The following is a 25,115-nucleotide window of genomic DNA, read 5'->3' on the forward strand; positions in this document are numbered from 1 at the left end:
GCAGATTGCGTGCCAACTTTATAACCATTTGATTATAAAAATAATAGTTAATTTTACCTGATAGCGAAATTAGGGTACATTGGTGAATAACACTAACAAATAGTGAATTTCATCATGACCGGATACAAAGACAACCTTCTCGGCGAAGCCAACAGTTTCATCGAGGTGCTTGAGCAAGTTTCTCAGTTGGCACCGCTGGATAAACCGGTACTGGTGATCGGTGAGCGCGGCACGGGCAAAGAGCTGATCGCTAACCGCCTGCATTACCTCTCTTCGCGCTGGCAAGGGCCGTTTATTTCGCTGAACTGTGCGGCGCTCAATGAAAACTTACTCGATTCAGAACTGTTCGGTCACGAAGCCGGCGCCTTTACCGGCGCACAAAAACGTCATCCCGGACGCTTTGAACGCGCTGATGGCGGGACGCTGTTTCTTGATGAACTGGCCACCGCCCCGATGCTGGTACAGGAAAAACTGCTACGGGTGATTGAATACGGGGAACTCGAACGTGTTGGCGGCAGCCAACCGCTGCAGGTTAACGTGCGCCTGGTCTGCGCCACCAACGCCGATTTACCGCGGATGGTTAATGAAGGGACGTTTCGCGCGGACCTGCTCGACAGGCTGGCCTTCGATGTGGTGCAACTTCCCCCGTTGCGGGAGCGTCAAAGCGACATCATGCTAATGGCCGAGCACTTTGCCATTCAAATGTGCCGGGAAATTGGCTTACCACTGTTTCCAGGCTTTAGCGCACAGGCCAGGGATACTCTGCTGCACTACCGTTGGCCGGGCAATATTCGTGAGCTGAAAAACGTCGTCGAGCGCTCTGTTTACCGCCACGGCACCAGCGAATTTCCACTGGATGAAGTCGTGATTGACCCTTTCAAACGCCACACCGTACAACCTTCGGAGCAGGAAACTCACTCCGCGCCGGTGACACTGCCGCTGGATCTACGTGAATTCCAGCAGCAACAAGAAAAAGCATTTCTGCAAACCAGCTTGCAGCAGGCAAAGTTTAATCAGAAAAAGGCGGCAGAATTACTCGGGCTGACCTACCACCAGCTGCGGGCATTGCTCAAAAAACATCAGATTTAGCGGTTCCTTGACCTGAATCGCACACATTTACGCCAGTTACCTGCAGACATTTTTACCTGACGGGCCGTTGTGCGATACACTTTGCAGATCGACTCTAAAAACCTTAAAAATTATGCGCCTGGTTTTATCATCTCTGATTGTGATGGCTGGACTTCTGAGTGGTCAGGCTGCTGCCGCGCCTGAGCAGACCACGCACGCTGATATTCGTGACAGCGGCTTTGTCTATTGCGTCAGCGGACAGGTCAATACGTTCAACCCACAGAAAGCGAGCAGTGGACTGATCGTCGACACGCTTGCCGCCCAACTTTATGACCGTCTGCTTGATGTGGATCCTTACACCTATCGCCTGGTGCCAGAACTGGCCGAAAGCTGGGAGGTGCTGGATAACGGCGCAACGTACCGCTTCCACCTGCGTCGTGACGTGCCATTTCAAAAAACCACCTGGTTCACCCCTACTCGTAAACTGAATGCAGACGATGTGGTGTTTACCTTCGAGCGAATCTTTGACCGCCAGCATCCGTGGCACAATGTTAACGGCAGCAACTTCCCCTACTTTGATAGCCTCCAGTTCGCCGATAATGTGCAAAGCGTGCGCAAGCTGGACAGCCATACCGTTGAATTTCGCCTGACTCAACCGGATGCGTCTTTCCTGTGGCATCTGGCCACGCATTACGCGTCGGTTATGTCAGCGGAATACGCGGGGCAGTTGGCAAAACAGGATCGCAAGGAATTACTGGACCGACAGCCTGTCGGTACCGGTCCGTATCAGCTTTCGGAAAATCGTGGCGGGCAATATATTCGCCTGCAGCGTCACGACGCGTTCTGGCGCGGGAAACCCTTAATGCCGCAGGTCGTCGTTGATCTCGGTTCTGGTGGAACCGGGCGCTTATCAAAACTGCTCACCGGTGAATGCGACGTGCTGGCCTGGCCTGCTGCCAGTCAGCTCAGCATCTTACGTGATGACCCACGTTTGCGCCTGACGCTGCGCCCTGGGATGAACATTGCTTACCTGGCTTTCAATACCAATAAACCCCCGTTGAACAACCCGGCAGTGCGTCATGCACTGGCGCTGGCAATCAACAACCAGCGGCTGATGCAGTCGATCTATTACGGTACAGCAGAAACCGCCGCATCTATTTTGCCGCGCGCCTCGTGGGCGTATGACAACGAAGCTAAAATTACAGAATACAATCCGGCAAAATCTCGCGAGCAGTTAAAAGCGCTGGGGCTGGAGAACCTGACGTTACAGCTTTGGGTACCAACCAGCTCCCAGGCCTGGAACCCCAGCCCGCTGAAAACCGCCGAGCTTATTCAAGCGGACATGGCGCAGGTTGGCGTGAAAGTGAAGATTATTCCGGTGGAAGGTCGTTTTCAGGAGGCGAGATTAATGGATATGAACCATGATCTGACGTTGTCCGGTTGGGCAACAGACAGTAACGATCCTGACAGTTTTTTCCGTCCGCTGCTTAGCTGTGCCGCCATCAACTCGCAGACCAACTTTGCCCATTGGTGTGATCCGGAGTTTGACAGCGTTCTGCGCAAAGCGCTGTCATCGCAGCAGCTCTCGTCACGCATTGATGCCTATGACGAAGCGCAAACGATCCTGGCACGAGAGCTACCCATCCTGCCGCTGGCCTCTTCACTGCGTTTGCAGGCCTATCGCTATGACATCAAAGGCCTGGTACTCAGCCCATTCGGTAATGCCTCCTTTGCCGGCGTATCCAGGGAAAAGAAAGATGAGGTGAAAAAACCATGATTATCTTTACCCTGCGTCGCTTTCTATTGCTCCTGGTCACCCTGTTCTTCCTGACGTTTATCGGGTTCAGCCTGAGTTATTTTACCCCCCATGCTCCTCTGCAGGGTGCGTCGCTGTGGAATGCGTGGGTATTCTGGTTCAATGGCCTCATCCACTGGGATTTCGGTGTATCCAGCATTAACGGACAACTGATCTCGGAACAGTTGAAAGAAGTGTTCCCTGCCACAATGGAATTGTGCGTTCTCGCCTTCGGTTTTGCGCTAATGGTCGGTATCCCGATTGGCATGCTAGCGGGGATCACACGCAATAAATGGCCGGATCGATGCATTAGTGCCTTTGCCCTGATGGGTTTTTCCATCCCGGTTTTTTGGTTAGCACTGTTGCTGACGCTGTTCTTCTCGTTAACGCTCGGGTGGCTGCCCGTGTCTGGCCGTTTTGATCTGCTTTATGAAGTCAAACCTGTTACCGGTCTTGCCATCGTCGACGCGTGGCTTTCCGACTCGCCGTGGCGCGATGAAATGCTGGTCAGCGCAATACGCCACATGGTGCTGCCGGTGTTAACGCTCTCCGTTGCGCCAACGACCGAAGTCATTCGCCTGATGCGTATCAGTACCATCGAGGTGTTCGATCAAAATTACGTAAAAGCGGCGGCTACTCGCGGCCTGTCACGGCTGACCATTTTGCGTCGCCACGTACTGCATAATGCCCTGCCGCCGGTGATCCCGCGGCTTGGTCTCCAGTTTTCCACCATGCTGACGCTGGCGATGATCACCGAAATGGTCTTTAGCTGGCCAGGCCTTGGCCGCTGGCTGATCAACGCCATTCGCCAGCAGGATTACGCCGCAATTTCAGCCGGCGTGATGGTGATTGGCTCACTGGTCATTATCGTAAACGTGATCTCTGATATTTTGGGTGCCATGGCTAACCCTCTGAAACATAAGGAATGGTATGCCTTACGATAGCGTATACAGCGAAAAGCGCCCACCTGGCACGCTGCGTACCGCGTGGCGCAATTTTTATGGCGATGCGTCTGCAATGGTCGGTCTGTATGGCTGTGCGGGACTGGCCATACTGTGTGTTTTCGGTGGCTGGTTTGCGCCTTATGGTATCGATCAGCAATTCCTGGGTTATCAACTGCTCCCGCCTTCCTGGTCGCGTTATGGCGAGGTGTCATTCTTCCTTGGGACCGACGATCTGGGACGTGACGTATTAAGCCGCCTGCTGAGCGGTGCAGCTCCCACTGTCGGCGGCGCATTTGTTGTCACGCTCGCCGCCACGATATGTGGTCTGGTATTGGGGGTTTTAGCCGGGGCAACCCACGGTTTACGCTCGGCAGTGTTGAACCATATTCTCGATACCCTGCTCTCGATCCCGTCGCTGCTGCTGGCGATCATTGTGGTGGCGTTTGCTGGCCCCCATCTGACGCACGCGATGTTTGCCGTCTGGCTGGCGCTGTTGCCACGCATGGTGCGCTCTGTCTATAGCATGGTGCATGACGAGCTGGAAAAAGAGTATGTCATTGCTGCCCGACTGGATGGTGCCTCCACGCTCAACATTCTGTGGTTTGCGATTTTGCCCAATATTACCGCTGGGCTTATCACTGAAATCACCCGCGCTTTGTCGATGGCGATTCTGGATATTGCCGCACTGGGCTTTCTCGACCTCGGCGCACAGCTTCCGTCGCCGGAATGGGGAGCCATGCTGGGCGACGCGTTGGAGTTAATTTACGTTGCCCCATGGACCGTGATGTTGCCCGGGGCGGCGATCATGATTAGCGTGCTGCTGGTAAACCTGTTAGGTGACGGTGTACGCCGCGCAATTATCGCGGGGGTGGAATAATGCCATTACTGGATATTCGTAACCTGACCATTGAGTTCAGAACCGGCGACGACTGGGTAAAGGCCGTTGACCGCGTCAGTATGACACTCAATGAAGGCGAGATCCGTGGACTGGTCGGTGAATCGGGCTCCGGTAAAAGTTTAATCGCCAAGGCTATTTGCGGCGTGGCAAAAGACAACTGGCGCGTGACCGCTGACCGCATGCGCTTTGATGATATCGATCTGCTACGACTGTCTGCCCGCGAGCGGCGTAAACTGGTCGGTCATAATGTGTCCATGATCTTTCAGGAACCGCAGTCCTGTCTCGATCCGTCTGAACGCGTCGGACGGCAGCTGATGCAAAATATTCCCGCCTGGACCTATAAAGGGCGCTGGTGGCAACGCATTGGCTGGCGCAAACGCCGCGCGATTGAACTGCTGCACCGCGTCGGGATAAAAGACCATAAAGATGCGATGCGCAGCTTCCCGTATGAGTTGACGGACGGCGAGTGCCAGAAAGTCATGATTGCCATCGCCCTGGCGAATCAGCCACGTTTGCTGATTGCCGATGAGCCGACCAATGCGATGGAGCCCACCACTCAGGCGCAAATTTTCCGTCTACTGACCCGGCTCAATCAAAACAGCAACACCACCATTTTGTTGATCAGCCATGACCTGCAAATGCTCAGCCAGTGGGCGGATAAAATCAACGTCATGTACTGCGGACAAACGGTGGAAACCGCGCCAAGTAAAGATTTGGTGACGATTCCGCACCATCCTTATACACAGGCGTTGATCCGTGCCATTCCAGATTTTGGTAGCCCAATGCCGCATAAAAGCCGCCTGAATACGATGCCTGGTGCGATCCCTTTATTGGAACAGTTACCAATGGGGTGCCGTTTGGGGCCGCGCTGCCCTTACGCTCAACGTGAGTGCATTGAAACCCCACGACTGACCGGAGCAAAGAATCATCTCTATGCCTGTCATTTCCCGCTGAACATGGAGAGAGAGTGAGATGGTAGAAACACTGCTCGAAGTACGTAACCTGAGCAAAACCTTTCGCTACCGGACGGGCTTGTTTCGTCGCCAGACCGTAGAAGCCGTCAAGCCACTGAGCTTTACACTGCGTGAGCGCCAGACGCTTGCCGTCATTGGCGAAAACGGCTCCGGTAAATCGACGCTGGCAAAAATGCTGGCCGGAATGGTTGAGCCGACCAGCGGTGAGCTGCTGATTGACGATCATCCGCTAAAATACGGTGATTATTCTTTTCGCAGCCAGCGCATTCGTATGATTTTCCAGGACCCGTCAACATCGTTGAACCCGCGTCAACGTATCTCGCAGATCCTCGATTTTCCGCTACGTCTGAATACCGATCTTGAGCCGGAGCAACGCCGCAAGCAGATCGTCGAAACCATGCGCATGGTCGGTCTGCTGCCCGATCACGTTAGCTACTACCCGCATATGTTGGCACCAGGACAAAAACAGCGCTTGGGGTTAGCTCGCGCCCTGATTTTACGTCCCAAAGTGATTATCGCGGACGAAGCGCTGGCCTCTCTGGATATGTCGATGCGCTCGCAGCTGATTAACCTGATGCTCGAGCTACAGGAAAAACAGGGTATTTCATATATCTATGTGACGCAGCATATTGGGATGATGAAACACATCAGCGATCAGGTGTTGGTGATGCACCAGGGCGAGGTCGTCGAGCGCGGCAGTACGGCGGATGTGCTGGCCTCGCCGCTGCATGAACTGACCCGCCGCCTGATATCCGGGCATTTCGGTGAGGCGCTCACCGCCGATGCCTGGCGCAAAGATCGCTAACTGACATCCTCTTCAGGCAACAGGAATCTGATGTTTCCTGTTGCCTGAATGGCCGTCACCGCTTGACTGATTAATTTTACTATTCCTAAACAGTAGGTTAGCAAAAATACCTATGTTAGTATTGCCTCATCATTCGGAGGTGTAGACGACCTTAACTGGACATAATTACTCTCTTAGTTAAGCATGCGCCATTCAGTTTTTAGTTTCATCTGGTCACCTCCAGCATACTTTTAGATAACCACAGCGGCATGCTTTGGGATTTAATTTCATGAGGGATTTATGGCCAGTGAGATAATACTTGATCTTGATTTACCTGAATACCGTGATGATTTTTGTGGCGATGGCGCCAAAGGCGAGAAAAATAACCTGTGGCAACAGCAGGCGAATAAAAAAATGCTTGAGAACCTGGCTCGTATGGGGCTGGAAGCTCGACAATATAAAAATGATTTACAAGATCCCAAAACGGCCCGGCTCACCAGTTACCATCATGCCATTTTTATCAATGGTGCTCGGGGGGCAGGAAAAACCGTCTTCTTACGCAATGCCAGCGCCGCATGGGCAAATTACAGCACCAAATATTCACAATTACCCGACTTACACTTTATCGATGTCATCGACCCAACATTACTGAACATTGATGACCGCTTCTCCGAGGTCATCATTGCCTCTATTTATGCTTCCGTTGAAGGTCAACTGAACCAGCCAGAGATTAGCCAGACGATAAAAGAGGCTTTTTTCCAGGCTTTGCGAACATTAGCCGGAGCATTAGGAAAGTCGCAAGAAATCGATGAGCTACGGGGTATTGATAGAATTCAAAAGTACCGTTCCGGTATTCATCTCGAGCGTGATTTTCATCGTTTCTTGATTGCTACTGTAAATCTGATGGGCTGTGATGCGTTAGTATTGCCCATTGATGATGTTGACATGAAAATTGATAATGGTTTCGCCGTACTGGATGACATCCGTTGTTTACTCTCCTGTCCGCTAATCCTCCCGTTAGTCAGCGGTGACGATGCGCTCTATCGCCACATTACGCAAAAAGCATTTTCTAATGGTCCTAATAATAAATTTGGGGTTGGCAGTATGGCTGAGAGTTTGTCAGAGGCCTATTTGACCAAAGTTTTTCCAGATCATATTCGATTACCGCTGCAACCAGTAGAACAACTTCTCCCCAAGTTAGAGATCCGCTACAAAACATCAGAGACAGAAAACACTGCTGAAATATCAAAACTGACTTTTCCACAATACGTAAATTTATTGAAAGAAACTTTCTATACTTTATGTAATGGACAAGAACGCAGCACTGATTGGACTCAACCGGTGAGTGCCAGAGAAGTCACCCAGTTGATCAGAAGCTTACCACCTTCATTATTAAAGGGACAACTGCATATCACCCCTGATATTTGTCAAAAATATGCTCACTGGGCGGAAAGACATCATGATGGTGTTGCTCTGACTAATATGGAGACGTATCTAAATATTCAGGTAGCACAGCAAGCAGAACAGCTAAACTTTAGCCAATTAATCGCCTTTAATCCTGTCTTACAAGTGAATCGACACACTTGGGCAAGTAAAGAGTTTTTTAGTCAGCAATACAGCACTATTATTGATATGAAGGCCCACGACACTAACCATAGTATTTTAAACTCAGTAGCAAACAGTTCAGATATTTTGCGCAGCATGCCTGCTTTAGAATTTATTATGGAGCCAATGTTTATAAGTAAATCCGTAGCAGAGGCTAAAAATGGGAATCCGTTACTGTTGGCACTGTATACTCACCATGATTATTATAGTAGACAGCTAAATCGGCGTCATCATATTTTCTTTAGCAGGGCATTTGAAATTATTGGTTGGTCCCTACTGGCTATAACCGGAAACTTACCAGACACCTTTTATCAAAAAGATAAATTCACGGCCATTTTTCAGGATATTTTCTTACGCGCCCCCTTCTATTCAATTTTTGCGATGAATCACACCCGGGAAATAGAAGAAGCGGACGATAACTTTAACCAACCGGATAATCCCGTCGACTATTCCAGCCATATTAACAAGTTGATAGAAAAAATTTATGACTGGTGTAAAAAAAGAAAAATAACAGAGCTTAAAGGTAAAAACCTGATTCCGCTGCTCAGCGTTATTTTTAATAAGGCTTTTTCTCAACTTGCTGTACTCAGAATGAATTTGTTAGACAAAAAGAAAGCACGAGAAGAACTTCTCTCCGATCTGGTGCGACGTTTTGAGTATATATTTATCAATTCTTTATTAACATTCACTAAAGATGGACTTGTTGTTAATACTAACGTCGCGACCGGCGCCAGAGCATCTGTAGTCAGAGATTACGTTGAATTCACAAAATACGATCGTACCTTATCCCGCAATCTTAGTGGCGTTATTGATCTGACCGTTGATGATGATAACAGTCTGAATCTAAAAAACATCAATAAAAGTGAGTATGCTGAACTTGTTATTGCCATGTGGTGCCATCCCATATTCAATATCGAAGCTCCCGAATGTTATCCTATTGGGGATAACAACGCGGCGGATCTCTTTAATGAAAACTATTTTTCAAAAATGACCTTTACTGATATTCGCGATTTTTACTATAAACAGACGGGCAATACGACAATCAAAACACAGGAAGTTAAACAGTGGGCAAGTAGCAATACCGAAATTGCCCATAATATCCTCAAATGCCTGCTTTCCTCACGCGTAATGCAGTCGCAACTTAAAGAAAATAATCAAGTTTCCTGGTTCTATCGTGGTCTTGCGCAGGGTATTGGAGAAGAGGTCAATAGTTAAATCATGTATAACCAAGATCCTCACTGGCTGATACCTTCCGTATTGCTGGCGTCTGACCGGGTGTTTTATCACCAACTCATGCGCCACCGCGGCGAGGAGGACGTCACAAAAAGTCCGACAGTTACAGAGGAAAAAATTGTTTCTCAAGCTGCGCTGGACTACCAGTTCTACTTCGGCGGACGTCTTCGTAAAGAAGATATTCAGAACAATATGCGCTTTTGGCACATCCCCTGTGCAGATGGCGACTATCTCAAACTCATTGCCAGGTTAGCGGATGATTTCTTAGTCTGGCGCGGCAATTGTTTTGAGGTTCGCCGTGAACGTTTAGAAGCGTGGTCGATGCTTTGTTCGGTGATTGATCCTGCATGGATCATTGCTAAAGCCTATGCGCAATTACACGATCAGAAGATATTATCAGAACAAGATATTGTTATACTGCTGACGGAAAATCAATGCCCCTTTGCTTTCCCCGGCGAGCCCAATGGAATTGCTTACGCGGATAACCATGTTCACTTCAATGGGCATGGCTATACGTCAATGTCGATGTTGAGTTTCATTGATAATGATTACACTCTCGGGAAAAAGGTTAAATGGCCTTATCGCCAGGAATATACCTTTTTTGAAAGTCAGAGACTGGAAAAAAACGATCTGCCTGAGTGGATGAAAAAGTATTCATCATGTTTGCTCAGCAGCATTTTCAATACTTCAACCTCGATAAACTATGCTCACCTTTCCAATGGTGAAGGTTTGTCGCTACATGATCTGCCTTACACTCAACAACCGACGACGCCCCAACAAAGAATCTTACAAACGGCCACGCAAACACACCCTTTTGGCCATCAGCGGTGGTTATTATTCTGCTGTGGACTAATGATGAACACGTCAACAAGCCACTACCCGTCAGTTCTCATTAATTTGATCCGAGTTTGTAATATCTTACGCAATTACATGGTGGTTTCTGCTGTCGGCTTGGGCCAGTTCGTTGATTATTTCGACGTTGGCAGACTAGGTGCCAGTAAAGATAACAGTAAAAGTGATACCGTTGATTTTGACAACAGCATCAATATTAATCGTGAGTATCGAGTCAGTCCCACTTTCTTATTAGGCAATAAAAATAATATTTACCACCATAAGCTCACTGACTTCTTTATGCGCCACGATCAGCGGGCGATGTCTGAGCAAGCACATATCGTTGTGCATTTTCGTCGGGGATACGGTAAGCACCCGCGTAACGATCGTCGATTAGAAACACTGCGCAGTGAGTTATTGACGCAGGTACGCGCACTAGAGAGTTTTTCCACATCGGTCACGATTCAGGAGACGGATTACCAGACGACTCTCGGTGGTCCCGAACAAAGGATTGATGTGCGTAAACTGATTCGTGGTTACGATGTCGCGGGTAATGAAAACGACCTACCTGTTGAAGTATTTGCTCCGGCGTTACGCGTATTACGCGCCGCAAAGTATCGTGCCGGAGAACACTGGTCAGTGAGATTACCCAGACCATTTATTACCGTTCATGCGGGAGAAGATTACAGCCACCTGTTATGCGGGCTACGCTCAATGGATGAAGCTGTCGAATTTTGTCAGCTCACTGAAGGAGATCGACTGGGGCATGGATTAGCATTAGGAGTAGATGTTTACGATTGGGCAAAACGGCAACGTCGCGCCTATATTACCGCAGGACAACATCTCGATAATCTTGTCTGGGCATATCACCAGGCTGTTTTACTTTCGCAGCATACCGTTGAACATATCCCGGTGATGCATGAATTAAGAGATAAGATCCACTATTGGTCTCAATTGCTGTATGAAGATGTTTATACTCCCGACCTTTTGTACCGGGCATGGTTACTCCGCCGAAACTGGCCCGACTATTCTTTCCTGGAAACTGAAATCGCCACCCGACAAGAATGGGTTCCGGACTGGAACATGGTTGCCGGCGAAGATCAAAACCCGTTGACTAAACGGACAGCAAAAAAGCTATGGGAACGTTATTTAGATAGCGATAAAAATCCGTCCGTTAATCGTATTATTTCCGTCAACTGTCTACCGGGTGGCACTGAAAGTTTTGTTGCGCATACCTGCGACGATGAGGACATTATTTCTCCAGGTGAACTCCGGTTATACGAAGCCATCCAGGACTATCTCATTGAGAAATACAGTCGAATCGGACTGGTCATTGAAGCCTGTCCAACATCAAATATTTATATCGGACGGTTTGAAAAATACCATGAGCATCCCCTGTTTCGCTGGAACCCACCCAATCCAGAATGGTTAAAACCTGGTGATAAATTCAACAAATATGGTCTGCGCTCCGGCCCGCTTTCGGTGTGTCTGAATACTGATGACAGTGCGTTGATGCCGACAACAATAGCGAACGAACACCGGCTTATGCGTGAATGTACCATTCAGCATTTTGCTATTGGCGCATGGATGGCAGATTTGTGGATTGATTCAATCCGCCAGAAAGGGATTTCAATATTTAAGGCTAACCATATAAAGCAGGATAGCCGTTAACCAGAGGTTCTATTTCCCTTGACTGGATGAAGTGAGGCACTGACCGCCGATGCCTGGCGCAAAGATCGCTAACTGTTATTGACGCCCTCCTCTGATGGAGGGCCTTTTATATCGTCAGTGAACAATATCTGCAGGTAGCAATGCTTCAATGTCGCTAAATGCAACCGGCTGGAAAATATCACCCTGCACGGCCCAGATACCCGCATGGCTTAGTTCATCAATAAGCCGCGCGTCCTCCAGCCCCTCGACGACCACTCGGTCACAATATTCCCTGATATTCTTAATCAGAACCGGAAACATCGGCTTTTCGACCTGCGACAAAAAGAAGCCGCGATCCATTTTCACTACATCAAAATTACCGCTGACCAGCGGGTTTGCCCCCACGCTACCAGAGCCAAGATTGTTCAACCACAAGGCATTAGGCCCGTCACGCAGAGAATTAATCAGCAGGTTATTCAGGCAAGCAGTATTCGACAGGAAACGTTCTGAGAGTTGAAGTGCAATAAACGGCATAGCGTGTAAGGCCGAGGTTATAGCAGGGTCGCCTATCGCGAGAAGCGCCATTTCATCAATCAGATTAAGTGTACAAAAAAGGTTATTGCTCTCAAACCAGGCGCGCTTTCGGGTGATTAACGCGATTTGTTCAAGCATGAAATGGCGTTTTTGTGCACTATTCCACGCGGCAATGATGAAATCTGAATGTAACGGGTGAACCGTCTCTGAGGTAAACCGGGCGATCATCTCAACACCCAGCAACTTTTCCGTTGTGTCTCTCATCGGTTCCGCGATGAAATGATAGCGCATAAGACCACTCCAATTGATCATAACATACTGATAATGCGCTTTTAATTATAATCAATCAATAATATCGATCAATGATTCATTATTGATCGATAAAAACAATATATGATAACAGGATGAATATAGCCGATTTTTTAGTTTTAAGAATCTTCTGACATTGATATGTTCATCAACATCGACTAGCGCTAAATCATACCATTTTACGCCGTTGAGTCCTCGTGTTTTCTGCCCTCGCCCCTGCTCCGGTCTGGTTGGAGGAGGCAGAACCTAGGGGGAGTGATATACTCCTCACGTGCAACGAATAGTGACAGGCCACTGATACTGACAACGATGCCACGGTTCCCGAAATCCCTTTTACTGTCGTTAACCGTATGGTGACTCGCAGAGAAAGATCGTGACACAAGGGGCAGAGAGTGGGATATAATTTCAGACCAATTTCGAGTGACCTTGAAATTGCAATCATAACGCATTGATTGCTAAAAAAATAAGTAATGACTATAAGGATTAAAGCTATGGGTTTTCTTTCCGGTAAGCGCATTCTGGTGACCGGTCTTGCCAGTAAATTGTCCATCGCCTACGGTATCGCTCAAGCGATGCACCGCGAGGGAGCTGAACTGGCGTTCACCTACCAGAACGACAAACTGAAAGGCCGCGTGGAAGAATTTGCAGCTCAACTGGGTTCCAACATCGTCCTGCAGTGCGATGTGGCTGAAGACGCCAGCATCGACACCATGTTCGCTGAACTGGGCAAAACCTGGGAAAAATTCGACGGTTTCGTACACTCCATCGGTTTCGCACCGGCAGACCAGCTGGATGGCGACTATGTGAATGCGGTAACCCGCGAAGGCTTTAAAATCGCTCATGACATCAGCGCCTACAGCTTTGTAGCGATGGCAAAAGCCTGCCGCTCGATGCTGAACCCAGGCTCTGCACTGCTGACGCTGTCCTACCTGGGCGCAGAGCGCGCTATCCCGAACTACAACGTAATGGGTCTGGCGAAAGCGTCTCTGGAAGCAAACGTCCGCTATATGGCTAACGCGATGGGTCCAGAAGGTGTGCGTGTCAACGCAATCTCCGCAGGTCCAATCCGTACTCTGGCGGCTTCTGGCATCAAAGATTTCCGTAAAATGCTGGCCCATTGCGAAGCGGTTACCCCGATTCGTCGTACCGTGACCATTGAAGATGTGGGCAACTCAGCAGCATTCCTGTGTTCTGACCTGTCTGCCGGCATCTCTGGCGAAGTCGTTCACGTTGATGGTGGCTTCAGCATCGCGGCAATGAACGAGCTGGAACTGAAATAATCTTTCAGACCTCCTCTGTGGGCGGCGCGATGTCGCCCATGATTTTTTCCCCCTCCCGTCAGCTACTCCCTGTCATATATACTTTTCTGATATTTATTATCACGTAACAATCTTTCATCCCCTCATCAGCTTACGCCAGGATATTGCAGCGCAAACGATCCGGCGGACGAACATAACGACGTATCCGGGTCGCCACTTTTTTGACCAAGGAACGCCCATGGAACAACGCCGAATTGAAGGCAAAAGCCACTGGTATCATGAAACGCAGTCCAGCACCTATCCGCAAGACGTTCTTCCGCTGGTGCCAGAAGCAGCAGACGTCGAAGACAGTTTTTTGCTGGACCTGGCGATACCGGAAGTCGCGCTGTTACCCTTTCAGTCCTGGTTAGAACCTGCCCGTGAACTTGCTCACCTTATCTTCCCTGCTGATGTTGACCTAAATTCGTTACATACGTTCAGCGCCTATGAACGAATGAGTACCGCCTTAACTGTCGCTCAGGTTTACGGCATCCAACGATTGTGTAACCACTACGCAGCGCGTTTGACCCCGCTACCAGGCCCGGATTCCTCCCGTGAGAGTAATCACCGGCTGGCACAAATTACCCAGTATGCTCGCCAACTTGCCAGTTCTCCTGCCGTGATTGGCGCACGCGATCGCCAGCATCTTGATGATGTTGGATTAACAACCTGCGATATCATCTTGATTAATCAGGTCATCGGCTTTGTCGGTTTTCAGGCCCGTGTCGTGGCGGTCCTTCAGGCTTATTTTGGCCATCCCTTGCGTCGCATACCGGGCCTTGATGTTCAGCAATACGCGCAGGCCGCTATTTTTAACAACGCCGATGCACAATGGCATATTGCCGCATTCCCGGTAGACGTCATCCCGCCTCGCGAGGCTTCACCAGGCAGCGTTGACCAAAACGGGCGCATCCCGGATTTACAAACGCTCGCGCCGCTGCTGGCACATTCACCGACGATACTGGCTTTACTCAGATCATTGCTGACCAGTACGCTATGTACAGATACACCGTCGAGGGCGTTTTCTCTCGCCACACTGCTGACATCACGCATTAACGGCAGCGTGGCATGCTTTAATGAACAGGCCCTCACAGCTCATCAACTGGCGGACTTCATCACGATACTGCGTCTGGATGAACGCGAATTGCAGCGCTGGGAACAACGACATCCGGTTGAGCGCGCTACCCTGCAAGCGGTACAATGGTTAACCCGGGCGCCCGACCGTTTTAGCGCCGCACTGTTAACCCCGTTATTTGAACAGGGTACCTCATCGGAACAGGCTATTAACTTACTGGCCTGGAGTGGATTGTGCGGATGGTTGAATCGCTTGAAAATCGCGCTGGGCGAGACTCACTAACCACTCCGCTCATTGAAAGAGCGCTTGCTGCGACTGGCAGTTTCGCGTAAAACTGTCAGCCGCTCTTTTGGCCACGAAAATAGACAATTATGCTTCAGGACAACCCGCTGCTAGCGCAGCTTAAACAGCAACTACATTCCCAGACGCCGCGTGCTGAAGGGGTGGTAAAAGCCACGGAAAAAGGCTTTGGCTTCCTGGAAGTCGATGCACAAAAAAGCTATTTCATTCCACCGCCGCAGATGAAAAAAGTGATGCATGGTGACCGCATTGTCGCGGTGATCCATAGCGAAAAAGATCGCGAATCTGCCGAGCCGGAAGAACTGGTTGAACCGTTCCTGACGCGTTTCGTGGGTAAAGTTCAGGGTAAGAACGATCGTCTGTCCATTGTGCCAGATCATCCGTTACTGAAAGACGCTATCCCCTGCCGCGCTGCTCGCGGTGTGGATCATGAATTTAAGGAAGGTGACTGGGCCGTCGCAGAAATGCGTCGCCATCCGCTGAAAGGCGACCGCACCTTCTACGCTGAATTAACCCAGTTCATCACCTTTGCTGACGATCATTTCGTCCCCTGGTGGGTCACGCTGGCGCGCCACAATCTTGAAAAAGAAGCACCGAATGGCGTAGCCACCGAAATGCTGGATGAAGGTCTGGAACGTCAGGATCTTACCGCACTGAACTTCGTCACCATTGACAGTGCCAGCACCGAAGATATGGACGATGCGCTGTACGCCGAGGAACTGGCTGATGGCAAACTGCAATTAACCGTCGCCATTGCCGATCCTACCGCCTGGATTGCCGAAGACAGCAAGCTGGATAACACTGCTAAAATTCGCGCGTTCACCAACTATCTCCCGGGCTTCAATATCCCGATGTTACCGCGTGAACTGTCAGACGACCTGTGCTCGCTGCGGGCTAACGAAGTCCGTCCGGTGCTCGCTTGCCGCATGACCATTGCGGCTGACGGCACTATTGAAGACGACATCACCTTCTTCACGGCGACCATCGAATCCAAAGCGAAACTGGCCTATGACAACGTGTCTGACTGGCTGGAAGGGAATAATGGCTGGCAGCCTGAAAACGATGAGATTGCCGAGCAGATCCGTCTGCTGCAGCGTATCTGCATGAGCCGTGGCGAGTGGCGTCATAACCACGCCCTGGTGTTTAAAGATCGCCCGGATTACCGCTTTGTACTGGGTGAAAAAGGTGAAGTGCTGGATATCGTGGCGGAACCGCGTCGCATTGCTAATCGTATCGTGGAAGAGTCGATGATTGCGGCAAACATCTGCGCCGCGCGCGTTCTTCGCGACAAACTAGGCTTCGGGATTTATAACGTACACATGGGGTTCGATCCGGCGAATGCTGAAGCGTTGGCCGCCCTGCTGAAAACCCATGGTATGCACGTGGATGCCGAAGAGGTGTTGACGCTGGAAGGCTTCTGCAAACTGCGTCGTGAACTGGATGCTCAACCTTCTGGTTTCCTCGATAGCCGTATTCGCCGTTTCCAGTCCTACGCTGAAATCAGCGTCGAGCCAGGTCCGCACTTTGGGCTGGGCCTGGAGGCATACGCCACCTGGACCTCACCTATCCGTAAGTATGGCGATATGATCAACCATCGCCTGTTAAAAGCGGTAATTAAAGGCGAAACCATCGCTCGACCACAGGACGACATCACGATACAGATGACGGAACGCCGTCGCCTGAACCGGATGGCCGAACGTGACGTCGGTGACTGGTTATACGCCCGCTTCCTGAGTGACAAAGCCGGGACTGACACCCGTTTTGCGGCTGAAATCATCGATGTCAGCCGCGGTGGTATGCGGGTGCGCTTAGTCGACAATGGCGCCGTCGCGTTTATCCCGGCACCGTTCCTGCACGCGGTCCGTGATGAACTGGTGTGCAGCCAGGAAAACGGCACGGTACAGATCAAAGGTGATGTGGTTTACAAGGTCACTGACGTGATCGACGTGACCATCGCAGAAGTGCGAATGGAAACCCGCAGCGTTATCGCACGTCCAGCCGCGTAGCACCACTAAACTCAACGGCCTTTCTCTTTTTGTGAAAGGTCGTTTTCTTTTCCCCCCTGATACGCCGCCACGCACTACACTTCCTTCATCCAGTCCAAATTATTTTTACTCTTTTCAGGTCTGCTGACTTTGCTTTTTTCTGAATCTGGATTACACATAAATATATAAATAAAACAATATGTTCAGCCATAATCACCCTGTATGAATCATGGCTACCCTTACTTTTGAGGCTCTATGCGCTTTAAACGGGATAGTACACATCATGAAAGACGTTCGGGAATTGGTAACGTTGTATAGTTTCGTGGGTTCTCACAACCCCTACTGGCGTTTGTCAGAGGAGTGTAACATCCTGCATTTCTCTATTGACGAAACGGCCGCAGCAGAACAAACCATCAAATTATCACCGGAACAAGCCGATCGCATTCGGGAAATGACAGTGATTACATCCAGTCTGCTGATGACCCTTCCCATCGATACGGATGACATTCCCGTGCACCTTGTCGGGCGAAAAATTAATAAACGTGAATGGGCTGGTAGCGCATCAGCCTGGGACGACACCCCTTCTGTGGCACGCGATCTGGCACAAGGATTATCCTTTGCCGAACAGGTCGTATCGGAAGCCAATTCAGTTATCGTGATACTTGACCGACAGGGTAACATTCAACGTTTTAATCGGTTATGCGAAGAATACACCGGGCTAAGAGAACGTGAAGTGATCGGGCAAAGCGTCTTCACGCTGTTTATGAGCCGTCGTGAAGCTGCGGCATCAAGACGCAATATTGACGTTTTTTTTCGTGAAGGCAACTCGTATGAAGTCGAGCGCTGGGTTAACACCTGTAAGGGGCAGCGCCTGTTCCTGTTTCGTAATAAATTTGTGCATAACGGCAGCGGTAAGAACGAAATATTTCTGATCTGTTCCGGGACCGATATTACCGAAGAACGGCGCGCCCAGGAGCGACTTCGCGTGTTGGCGAACACCGACTCCATCACTGGGTTACCCAACCGTAACGCCATTCATGAGTTGATTAGCGAGGCGATTGATAACGCGGGCGACACGCAGGTTGGCATTATTTATCTCGACCTCGATAACTTCAAAAAGGTCAACGATGCCTACGGGCATATGTTTGGCGACCAGCTTTTACAGAGTGTCTCGCTGGCCATCCTAAGTTGCCTCGAAGATAACCAGTTACTGGCGCGCTTCGGTGGTGATGAGTTTATCGTCCTCGCGACGGGAACCTCCCAGGGGGCGCTGGAGGCCACGGCCTCGCGCATTCTGACCCGTCTGCGGCTACCGTTCCGCATTGGCCTGATTGAAGTGTATACCGGCTGTTCTATCGGCATTTCCCTGGCACCCCAGCATGGTAATGACAGCGAAAACGTCATTCGCAACGCGGATACCGCCATGTATACCGCCAAAGAAGGCGGACGTGGGCAGTTTTGCGTGTTCTCCCCTGAAATGAATCAGCGAGTGTTCGAGTATCTGTGGCTGGATACCAACCTGCGTAAGGCGCTGGAAAACGATCAGTTGCTGATCCACTACCAGCCCAAAATAACCTGGCGGGGTGAAGTCCGCAGCCTGGAGGCGCTGGTCCGCTGGCAGTCGCCGGAGCGTGGGTTAATTCCGCCGCTGGAATTTATCTCTTACGCCGAAGAATCAGGGCTTATCGTCCCGCTGGGGCGCTGGGTGATTCTGGACGTTGTGCGCCAGGTGGCGAAGTGGCGCGATAAGGGAATCAATTTGCGCGTGGCGGTAAACGTCTCGGCGCGTCAACTGGCCGATCAAACACTGTTCACCGATCTGAAGCAGGTTCTCCACGATCTGAATTTTGAGTATTGCCCCATTGACGTCGAGTTAACAGAAAGCAGTTTAATTGAGAATGAACAGCTAGCACTGTCCGTTATTCAGCAGTTTAGTCAGCTTGGCGCCCAGATCCATTTGGATGATTTTGGCACAGGATACTCTTCACTTTCCCAGCTTGCCCGCTTCCCGCTCGATGCGATTAAACTGGACCAGACCTTCGTCAGGGATATCCACAAACAATCAATTTCACAGTCGCTGGTACGCGCCATTGTTGCGGTGGCGCAAGCGCTAAATCTACAGGTGATTGCTGAAGGCGTGGAAAGTGCGAAAGAGGATGCCTTTCTGACCAAGAATGGTGTCAATGAGCGTCAGGGATTTTTGTTCGCTAAGCCAATGCCAGCTGCCGCGTTTGAACGTTGGTATAAGCGACATCTGAATAAAAAAATGCGCTAACCATGCAGGAATACTCGTCGAGAAATAGCGAAGAATGTACATTCCGTGACTATCGTATCTGTCTGTAATCACGGAATATATAATATTCTCCGATCATGTCGGTTAATACTATTTTTCCCTTCTCTTTTGTGATGATTTTCTGCATCATGAAATTCTAAATTTTTTGACACCAGGATGATGACCATGTCTGATATCGACGCAAAACGACTGGCCGAACGCATTGATACCGTACTGGATATCCTTGTTGCAGGTGACTCTCATTCAGCCATCCACAATCTCGAAATCCTCAAGGCTGAACTGTTAAGCACAGTCAACGAAGAAACAGCGCCAGTGTCAAAAAAACACAAAGCCCCGTGGGAGATCTGACGGCTTTGTACTTGTTATGTGGTTGCTGATATCAGACTACTGATAACGTAACCTCCGTTTAATGTCCGATACGATACCGCTATAAAAATTAATACTATGAATTCCCGACAACAATCTATTTTGCAGATGGTGACCGATAAAGGCCAGATGAGCGTATCTGAGCTTGCCAAAATCACCGGTGTCTCTGAAGTGACGATTCGACAGGATCTGAACACGCTGGAAAAACAGAGTTATTTACGCCGTGCGCATGGTTTCGCAGTGTCACTGAATAGCGACGATGTTGAAACGCGTATGATGACCAACTTCACCCTGAAACGTGAACTGGCTGAGTTTGCCGCCTCACTGGTCAATCCTGGTGAATCCGTATTTATTGAAAACGGTAGCAGTAATGCACTGCTGGCCAGAACGCTGGCGGAACAAAAAGACGTCACTATCATTACGGTCAGCAGCTATATCGCTCACCTGCTGAAAGAAACACCCTGCGAAGTAATCCTCCTCGGCGGGATCTATCAGAAAAAAAGCGAAAGCATGGTTGGACCATTAACGCGTCAGTTTATCCAGCAGGTTCACTTTAGTAAGGCTTTTATTGGAATCGATGGCTGGCAGCCTGAAACCGGCTTCACCGGCCGTGACATGATGCGTTCAGACGTGGTCAATGCAGTGCTGGAAAAAGGCGCAGAGGTGATTGTGCTCACCGACAGCTCGAAGTTTGACGCCATTCATCCGTACACACTCGGTCCGTTGGAGCGATTCAATCGTGTCGTCACTGATGCAAAACTCAGCGCCAGCGTGCAAATGCAACTAGAGCATTCAGGATTAATCGTTAACATCATCGATACCCGCGCATAATACATCACCAGATGATTTGCCTGTCGGCAAATCATCTTCTCTCTGAGACTTATCCGACCGTCCAATTAAGACTTTTTACCTGTTGTTAACAGGGTAATGTCGTAAAATTAATGTTAGCGATATAACAGGAACACACTCTCATCAACAGATGATTGATGGTCATGCCCTGCGCTAAACGGTTTCACGGAAATACCTTTAATGACCTTAATTTCACGCTATCATTAAAGAGACTGGATTCCGTGAATCAATCATTCAGGAGAAAGTATTATGTTAGTAACGAGCAAAAAAATGACCGCTGCCATTCTGGCGATTACTCTGGCTATGTCTTTGAGTGCCTGCTCTAACTGGTCTAAACAAGACCGCAACACCGCCATTGGTGCGGGTGCAGGTGCCATTGGTGGTGCAGTCCTGACGGACGGCAGTACGCTGGGTACGCTGGGTGGTGCTGCAGTAGGTGGTATTATCGGCCACCAGGTGGGTAAATAATCTACGGTTGACCGGCTCGATATAATAATACGTTTACTTTTTCGCGACCGTACTATTTACATTACTAATAATAAAGCCACGAATATTTTCGTGGCTTTTTTTATTAGCCGCCAGCCAGTTTAACTTTCAAGCCTTTGGCTTCCAGCAAGGATTTAATCAGATCGCGTTTATCGCCTTGTATTTCAATGACGCCCTCTTTCACGGCCCCACCACAGCCACATTTTTTCTTTAACTCGGCTGCTAATTTGGTTAGCTCTAAGTCGTCCAGATCAATACCGGTAATCAGGCAAACGCCCTTTCCTTTTCGACCGCTGGTCTGGCGTTGAATTCGCACAATACCATAGCCTTTTGGACGTTCTGTCACCGCTTTAGGTTCGTCAATTCGTCCAGACTCAGTCGAGTAGACCAGACGAGAGTTAGCGTCGCTCATTTACGCTCCTCGTTTCAGTGAGGTGTTAATCGCCTTCAGCGTCTGGGCCGGATCCGCCGACTGCGTGACCGGACGACCAATCACCATATAATCCACACCCGCTGACAGTGCCTGCTGTGGCGTCATAATGCGGCGCTGATCGCCCGCTTCACTGCCTTCAGGACGAATACCAGGCGTTACCAGCTTAAACGCCTGACCAAACTCTTGTTTGAATCGTACCGCTTCCTGTGCAGAACAGACAACGCCGTCCAGCCCGCAGTTTTGCGTTAACCGTGCCAGTCTTTCTGCATGCTCCGCAGGTGACAACGTCACTCCCAGTTCGGCAAGGTCGCTGGCTTCCATGCTGGTCAGCACCGTCACGGCAATTAACAACGGCGCATCGTTACCAAATGGTACCAAGGCTTCACGAGCCGCCGTCATCATCCGTGCCCCACCCGAGGCATGAACGTTAACCATCCACACGCCAAGGTCTGCCGCAGCCGCTACGGCATGTGCCGTGGTATTGGGGATGTCATGGAATTTCAGGTCCAGAAATACGTCAAATCCACGCTGTTGCAGGTCGCGCACCAATTGAGGCCCAAAAAGCGTGAACATCTCTTTGCCCACTTTCAAACGGCAATCACGGGGATCAATTCTGTCGACAAATGCCAATGCTTTATCGCGATTATTGTAGTCCAGAGCGACAACGACAGGAGAATCAGTAACAGCACGGGGAGAAGATGAAGCAGTAAACGTCATAACCAGACCTTCCTGAAGATGGGCACCTTTCGGCACAAAATGGGTAAACGGCGTGCATTCTACCTGTGGCCATAGGAAATTAACAGATTCGATTACATCGCTGCCTGGCGATGTGGCACGGAGGCTAAATGTGCAGGATGTTATTAAACAATAAGGATGTTGTAACTAAAGTCGGTATTTTTTTAATTACAAACCGTCAAGACCGCGAATTGGCTTAATGGTTGACCATGAACGGCACGATGGGCAATGCCAGTACAGCGTGTAGGCGGTAAATCCGCATTTCTGGCAGCGGTAGCGCGGCTTACTGCGAACCTGTTCGCCGACCATATCCCGTAACACCATCAGACTCTCTTTAGCACGCCCTTCCTCGGCCTCATTGAGGTGATAGTCCATTAGTTTGTGGAAGACGCGCATCGTCGGATGACGCTGCAACTGACGGGTGATATAAACCTGCGCGGTATCGCTGCCCTCACGCGCTTCGAGGATATCCGCCAACATCAGCTCAGCGGCGGCACCGGTATTCTCCTCTACGGCGCGGCGTAAGAACTCCGCCCATTCATCGTTCTTACCAAGTTGCTGGTAGCAACTCTGTAGCATGTCCAGCGTTTCGCTGACCAGCTCTTTGTCCTGGGAAATTACGCGCTGCAGGCTTTCGACCGCCTTCGCATAGTCCCCTTTCATCATGTACACGCGTCCCATCATGATGGAAACCCGCGCACTGTTTTTGTCGGCGGCAGCCCCTTTTTTTAACAACGTCATGGCGCGGTCCATGTCGTCGCTGCCCAGTTGCTGAAGGGCCAGTTCGCAGTAGAAGTGTGCGATCTCAATTCGCTGCTTATCTTTACCGAGCTTCACCAGGCGTTCCGCAACGTCAATGGCTTTTTGCCACTCACTGGTTGCCTGATAGATCTGCAACAGCTGTTGCAACGCACCTACGCGGAAATCGGTTTCATCGGTAAGCTGATTGAACATGTCTTCAGCGCGGTCATACAGACCTGCGGCCATGTAATCGCGACCGAGTTGTTGAACCGCCAGCAAACGCTGTTCGTAGGTCAATGACGCACTTTCCATCAACGTTTGATGGATGCGGATAGCGCGATCGACTTCACCGCGCGAGCGGAACAGGTTTCCGAGGGTGAGATGAGCCTCAACGGTGCCGGTATCCTCTTTCAACATATCGAGGAACAGATCCACCGCTTTATCTTGTTGGTTGCTCAGAAGGAAGTTAACCCCGGCGACATAGTCACGCGACAGGCGGTTAGCTTCGTCCTGTTTTGTTTGTTGCGCACTTCTGCGACCCATATACCACCCATAGGCAGCGGCTACAGGTAACAGCAGAAACAACAACTCCAGCATAAATAATTATTCCTTCACAACCGACGAATCGGCAGAAACCGCAACGTCGGTCGCAGGCGCAAGCTGGTTTTCCAGTCGTTTGATTTTACGTTCGGCACGCACAAGAGACACGCGAACCCTCAGCCAGAAAAGGCCGCAAATTAACCAACCAATCGCAAATCCTGCAGCAAACAACACGGCAAGCAGCGTAGAAATACGATATTCACCTTGGGCCAGCAGGTAGTTAAACGTTACCTGTTGATCGTTTTGCGCACCTAATGTCACCGAAATAACAAAAATCGCCAACACCAGTAAGAAAATGAGTAAATATTTCACATTACTTCCCGTTATGTGGTTTGAGCGAATAAATCGTGTACAACTTACCGCGTTGAGCCCTTTAAATTACCATTTTCACGACGAGTGCGAAATGGAAAAGCGCTTTAGTCTTTATGATTTAAGGGCAAAACACGAAAAATCAATCACGGTCAGCTTTCTTGTTCACGCTGCGCGATTTCTTGTTGCTCCTGAACCGGCGGTGTTAATGGCCCACAGACCCGTTGTGCAAGCCATGTCGCCAACGTAACCAGCAGCCATGATATCAACGTCGCCACGACTAAATCTCGCGGCCAGTGCATGCCCAGTAACAAACGACTGCCCATTACACCCGTCGCCCAGACCAGCAAGAAAACAATCGTTAGCGTACGTCTACGCGGCCATAATAGCCCCACGGCCAGTAACGCCCAACTGGCGGCAAACATCGTATGACCAGAGGGAAATGCGAAACCCGTCTCTTTTTGCCAGTGTTTACGTAAAAAGGTCGGGATATCCTGCTGTCCTGATAATTGCTCTTTGACTAAGTGTCCGCGCTCTTTACGCTTTAAAGTGTAGAACTCATCAACAGGGACATGGTGCGTTTTTTCCAGCCAAACCACAAAAGGTCGTGGCTCCTGCACCCTTTCTTTTACCCATGACTTGACCCCCTGGCCGATCAAAATTGCCGCGGCAAGGATGGCGAACAGCATCATCGCGGCTTTCAGACGAAATCTCAGACACCACAAAAACCACACACACAGGGACACATGAGTAATGATTCCCCAGGGTTGCGTCACCGTTTCCGTTATCCAGTATAAGGATTTTAACCACCAGACATTGTTCCCTGGCTGCCAACTCCAGCCAGACACCCACATGGACACTGGCATAATCAACAACAGAACAGCACCTACGGCGGTTCGCTTTGCGATAGAAAGCATTGCATCTCCTTTCGTCGATAAGTCTCACAATCATAACTGAAAAAATTGCGCGCCGGGAAAATTGACAATTTCGTGCCATTGCAAATACGAATGCGCTGTCGCC

21 protein-coding genes are annotated in these 25,115 nt (G+C 49.9%); 15 read left to right on the forward strand and 6 right to left on the reverse strand.

Annotated elements, in window-relative coordinates:
• The first annotated feature begins 99 nt into the window (after window positions 1-99).
• The 8 genes from pspF to rdrB all read left to right on the forward strand — a co-directional run bounded on the left by pspF (window position 100) and on the right by rdrB (window position 11,803).
• The gene (gene pspF, locus FDX22_RS06405) at window positions 100-1,089 is read left to right on the forward strand and encodes a phage shock protein operon transcriptional activator (protein ID WP_170973006.1); all 990 of its coding nucleotides are present in this window, start codon (window positions 100-102) and stop codon (window positions 1,087-1,089) included.
• A gap of 112 nt (window positions 1,090-1,201) precedes the next feature.
• Complete coding sequence (gene sapA / locus FDX22_RS06410; protein ID WP_115258335.1) at window positions 1,202-2,845, forward strand: ABC transporter substrate-binding protein SapA; 1,644 nt, start codon at window positions 1,202-1,204, stop codon at window positions 2,843-2,845.
• The gene (gene sapB / locus FDX22_RS06415; protein WP_096756886.1) at window positions 2,842-3,807 is read left to right on the forward strand and encodes a peptide ABC transporter permease SapB; all 966 of its coding nucleotides are present in this window, start codon (window positions 2,842-2,844) and stop codon (window positions 3,805-3,807) included. The genes sapA and sapB overlap by 4 nt, the downstream gene beginning before the upstream one ends.
• A complete protein-coding gene (gene sapC, locus FDX22_RS06420; protein ID WP_096756844.1) occupies window positions 3,794-4,684 on the forward strand; it encodes a peptide ABC transporter permease SapC in 891 nt (296 codons plus the stop codon). Before sapB ends, sapC begins: the two co-directional genes overlap by 14 nt.
• Complete coding sequence (gene sapD / locus FDX22_RS06425; RefSeq protein WP_096756843.1) at window positions 4,684-5,676, forward strand: peptide ABC transporter ATP-binding protein SapD; 993 nt, start codon at window positions 4,684-4,686, stop codon at window positions 5,674-5,676. Before sapC ends, sapD begins: the two co-directional genes overlap by 1 nt.
• A 1-nt stretch (window position 5,677) precedes the next feature.
• Complete coding sequence (sapF, locus tag FDX22_RS06430) at window positions 5,678-6,484, forward strand: peptide ABC transporter ATP-binding protein SapF (protein ID WP_096756842.1); 807 nt, start codon at window positions 5,678-5,680, stop codon at window positions 6,482-6,484.
• Window positions 6,485-6,763: 279 nt separating this feature from the next.
• Window positions 6,764-9,283 carry an antiviral RADAR system adenosine triphosphatase RdrA gene (gene rdrA / locus FDX22_RS06435; protein ID WP_146716890.1) on the forward strand — a complete coding sequence of 840 codons (2,520 nt, stop codon included), beginning with the start codon at window positions 6,764-6,766 and terminating at the stop codon, window positions 9,281-9,283.
• 3 nt (window positions 9,284-9,286) lie between these two features.
• Window positions 9,287-11,803 (forward strand): antiviral RADAR system adenosine deaminase RdrB, encoded by a 2,517-nt coding sequence (rdrB, locus tag FDX22_RS06440; RefSeq protein WP_137399623.1) that lies wholly within the window; start codon window positions 9,287-9,289, stop codon window positions 11,801-11,803.
• Between the two features lie 114 nt (window positions 11,804-11,917).
• Here rdrB and FDX22_RS06445 read toward each other — a convergent pair whose 3' ends face one another.
• On the reverse strand, window positions 11,918-12,607 hold the full coding sequence (locus FDX22_RS06445) for an EAL domain-containing protein (RefSeq protein ID WP_146716891.1): 690 nt from the start codon (window positions 12,605-12,607) through the stop codon (window positions 11,918-11,920).
• Between the two features lie 509 nt (window positions 12,608-13,116).
• On the opposite strand from FDX22_RS06445, the gene fabI reads away from it, so the two are divergent.
• The 7 genes from fabI (at window position 13,117) to osmB (ending at window position 21,259) form a co-directional block, all read left to right on the forward strand.
• On the forward strand, window positions 13,117-13,905 hold the full coding sequence (fabI, locus tag FDX22_RS06450; RefSeq protein WP_115258333.1) for an enoyl-ACP reductase FabI: 789 nt from the start codon (window positions 13,117-13,119) through the stop codon (window positions 13,903-13,905).
• 217 nt (window positions 13,906-14,122) lie between these two features.
• Entirely contained in the window at window positions 14,123-15,280 is a 1,158-nt protein-coding gene (locus tag FDX22_RS06455; protein ID WP_146716892.1) for a carboxymuconolactone decarboxylase family protein, read from the forward strand.
• 89 nt (window positions 15,281-15,369) lie between these two features.
• Entirely contained in the window at window positions 15,370-17,304 is a 1,935-nt protein-coding gene (locus tag FDX22_RS06460) for an exoribonuclease II (protein WP_146716893.1), read from the forward strand.
• Window positions 17,305-17,566: 262 nt separating this feature from the next.
• Window positions 17,567-19,558, forward strand: coding sequence for a cyclic di-GMP phosphodiesterase (pdeR, locus tag FDX22_RS06470; RefSeq protein WP_146716894.1), 1,992 nt, complete (start codon window positions 17,567-17,569; stop codon window positions 19,556-19,558).
• 183 nt (window positions 19,559-19,741) lie between these two features.
• Window positions 19,742-19,924 carry a hypothetical protein gene (locus FDX22_RS06480; protein ID WP_117342884.1) on the forward strand — a complete coding sequence of 61 codons (183 nt, stop codon included), beginning with the start codon at window positions 19,742-19,744 and terminating at the stop codon, window positions 19,922-19,924.
• A gap of 96 nt (window positions 19,925-20,020) precedes the next feature.
• On the forward strand, window positions 20,021-20,773 hold the full coding sequence (locus tag FDX22_RS06485; RefSeq protein ID WP_135911921.1) for a DNA-binding transcriptional regulator YciT: 753 nt from the start codon (window positions 20,021-20,023) through the stop codon (window positions 20,771-20,773).
• Between the two features lie 267 nt (window positions 20,774-21,040).
• Window positions 21,041-21,259, forward strand: coding sequence for an osmotically-inducible lipoprotein OsmB (osmB, locus tag FDX22_RS06490; RefSeq protein ID WP_096756834.1), 219 nt, complete (start codon window positions 21,041-21,043; stop codon window positions 21,257-21,259).
• Between the two features lie 103 nt (window positions 21,260-21,362).
• Here osmB and yciH read toward each other — a convergent pair whose 3' ends face one another.
• From yciH to pgpB, 5 genes are all read right to left on the reverse strand, one after another.
• Window positions 21,363-21,689 carry a stress response translation initiation inhibitor YciH gene (gene yciH / locus FDX22_RS06495; protein WP_146716895.1) on the reverse strand — a complete coding sequence of 109 codons (327 nt, stop codon included), beginning with the start codon at window positions 21,687-21,689 and terminating at the stop codon, window positions 21,363-21,365.
• Entirely contained in the window at window positions 21,690-22,427 is a 738-nt protein-coding gene (gene pyrF / locus FDX22_RS06500) for an orotidine-5'-phosphate decarboxylase (RefSeq protein ID WP_146716896.1), read from the reverse strand.
• Window positions 22,428-22,613: 186 nt separating this feature from the next.
• Window positions 22,614-23,783: a lipopolysaccharide assembly protein LapB gene (lapB, locus tag FDX22_RS06505; RefSeq protein ID WP_096756831.1), complete on the reverse strand. Its 1,170-nt coding sequence runs from the start codon at window positions 23,781-23,783 to the stop codon at window positions 22,614-22,616.
• Between the two features lie 6 nt (window positions 23,784-23,789).
• The gene (locus tag FDX22_RS06510; RefSeq protein ID WP_096756830.1) at window positions 23,790-24,098 is read right to left on the reverse strand and encodes a LapA family protein; all 309 of its coding nucleotides are present in this window, start codon (window positions 24,096-24,098) and stop codon (window positions 23,790-23,792) included.
• Window positions 24,099-24,247: 149 nt separating this feature from the next.
• Entirely contained in the window at window positions 24,248-25,012 is a 765-nt protein-coding gene (gene pgpB, locus FDX22_RS06515; protein WP_115258324.1) for a phosphatidylglycerophosphatase B, read from the reverse strand.
• Window positions 25,013-25,115: the final 103 nt, after the last annotated feature.

This window comes from Citrobacter sp. TBCS-14, assembly GCF_005280805.1.
Classification (GTDB): domain Bacteria; phylum Pseudomonadota; class Gammaproteobacteria; order Enterobacterales; family Enterobacteriaceae; genus Citrobacter; species Citrobacter gillenii.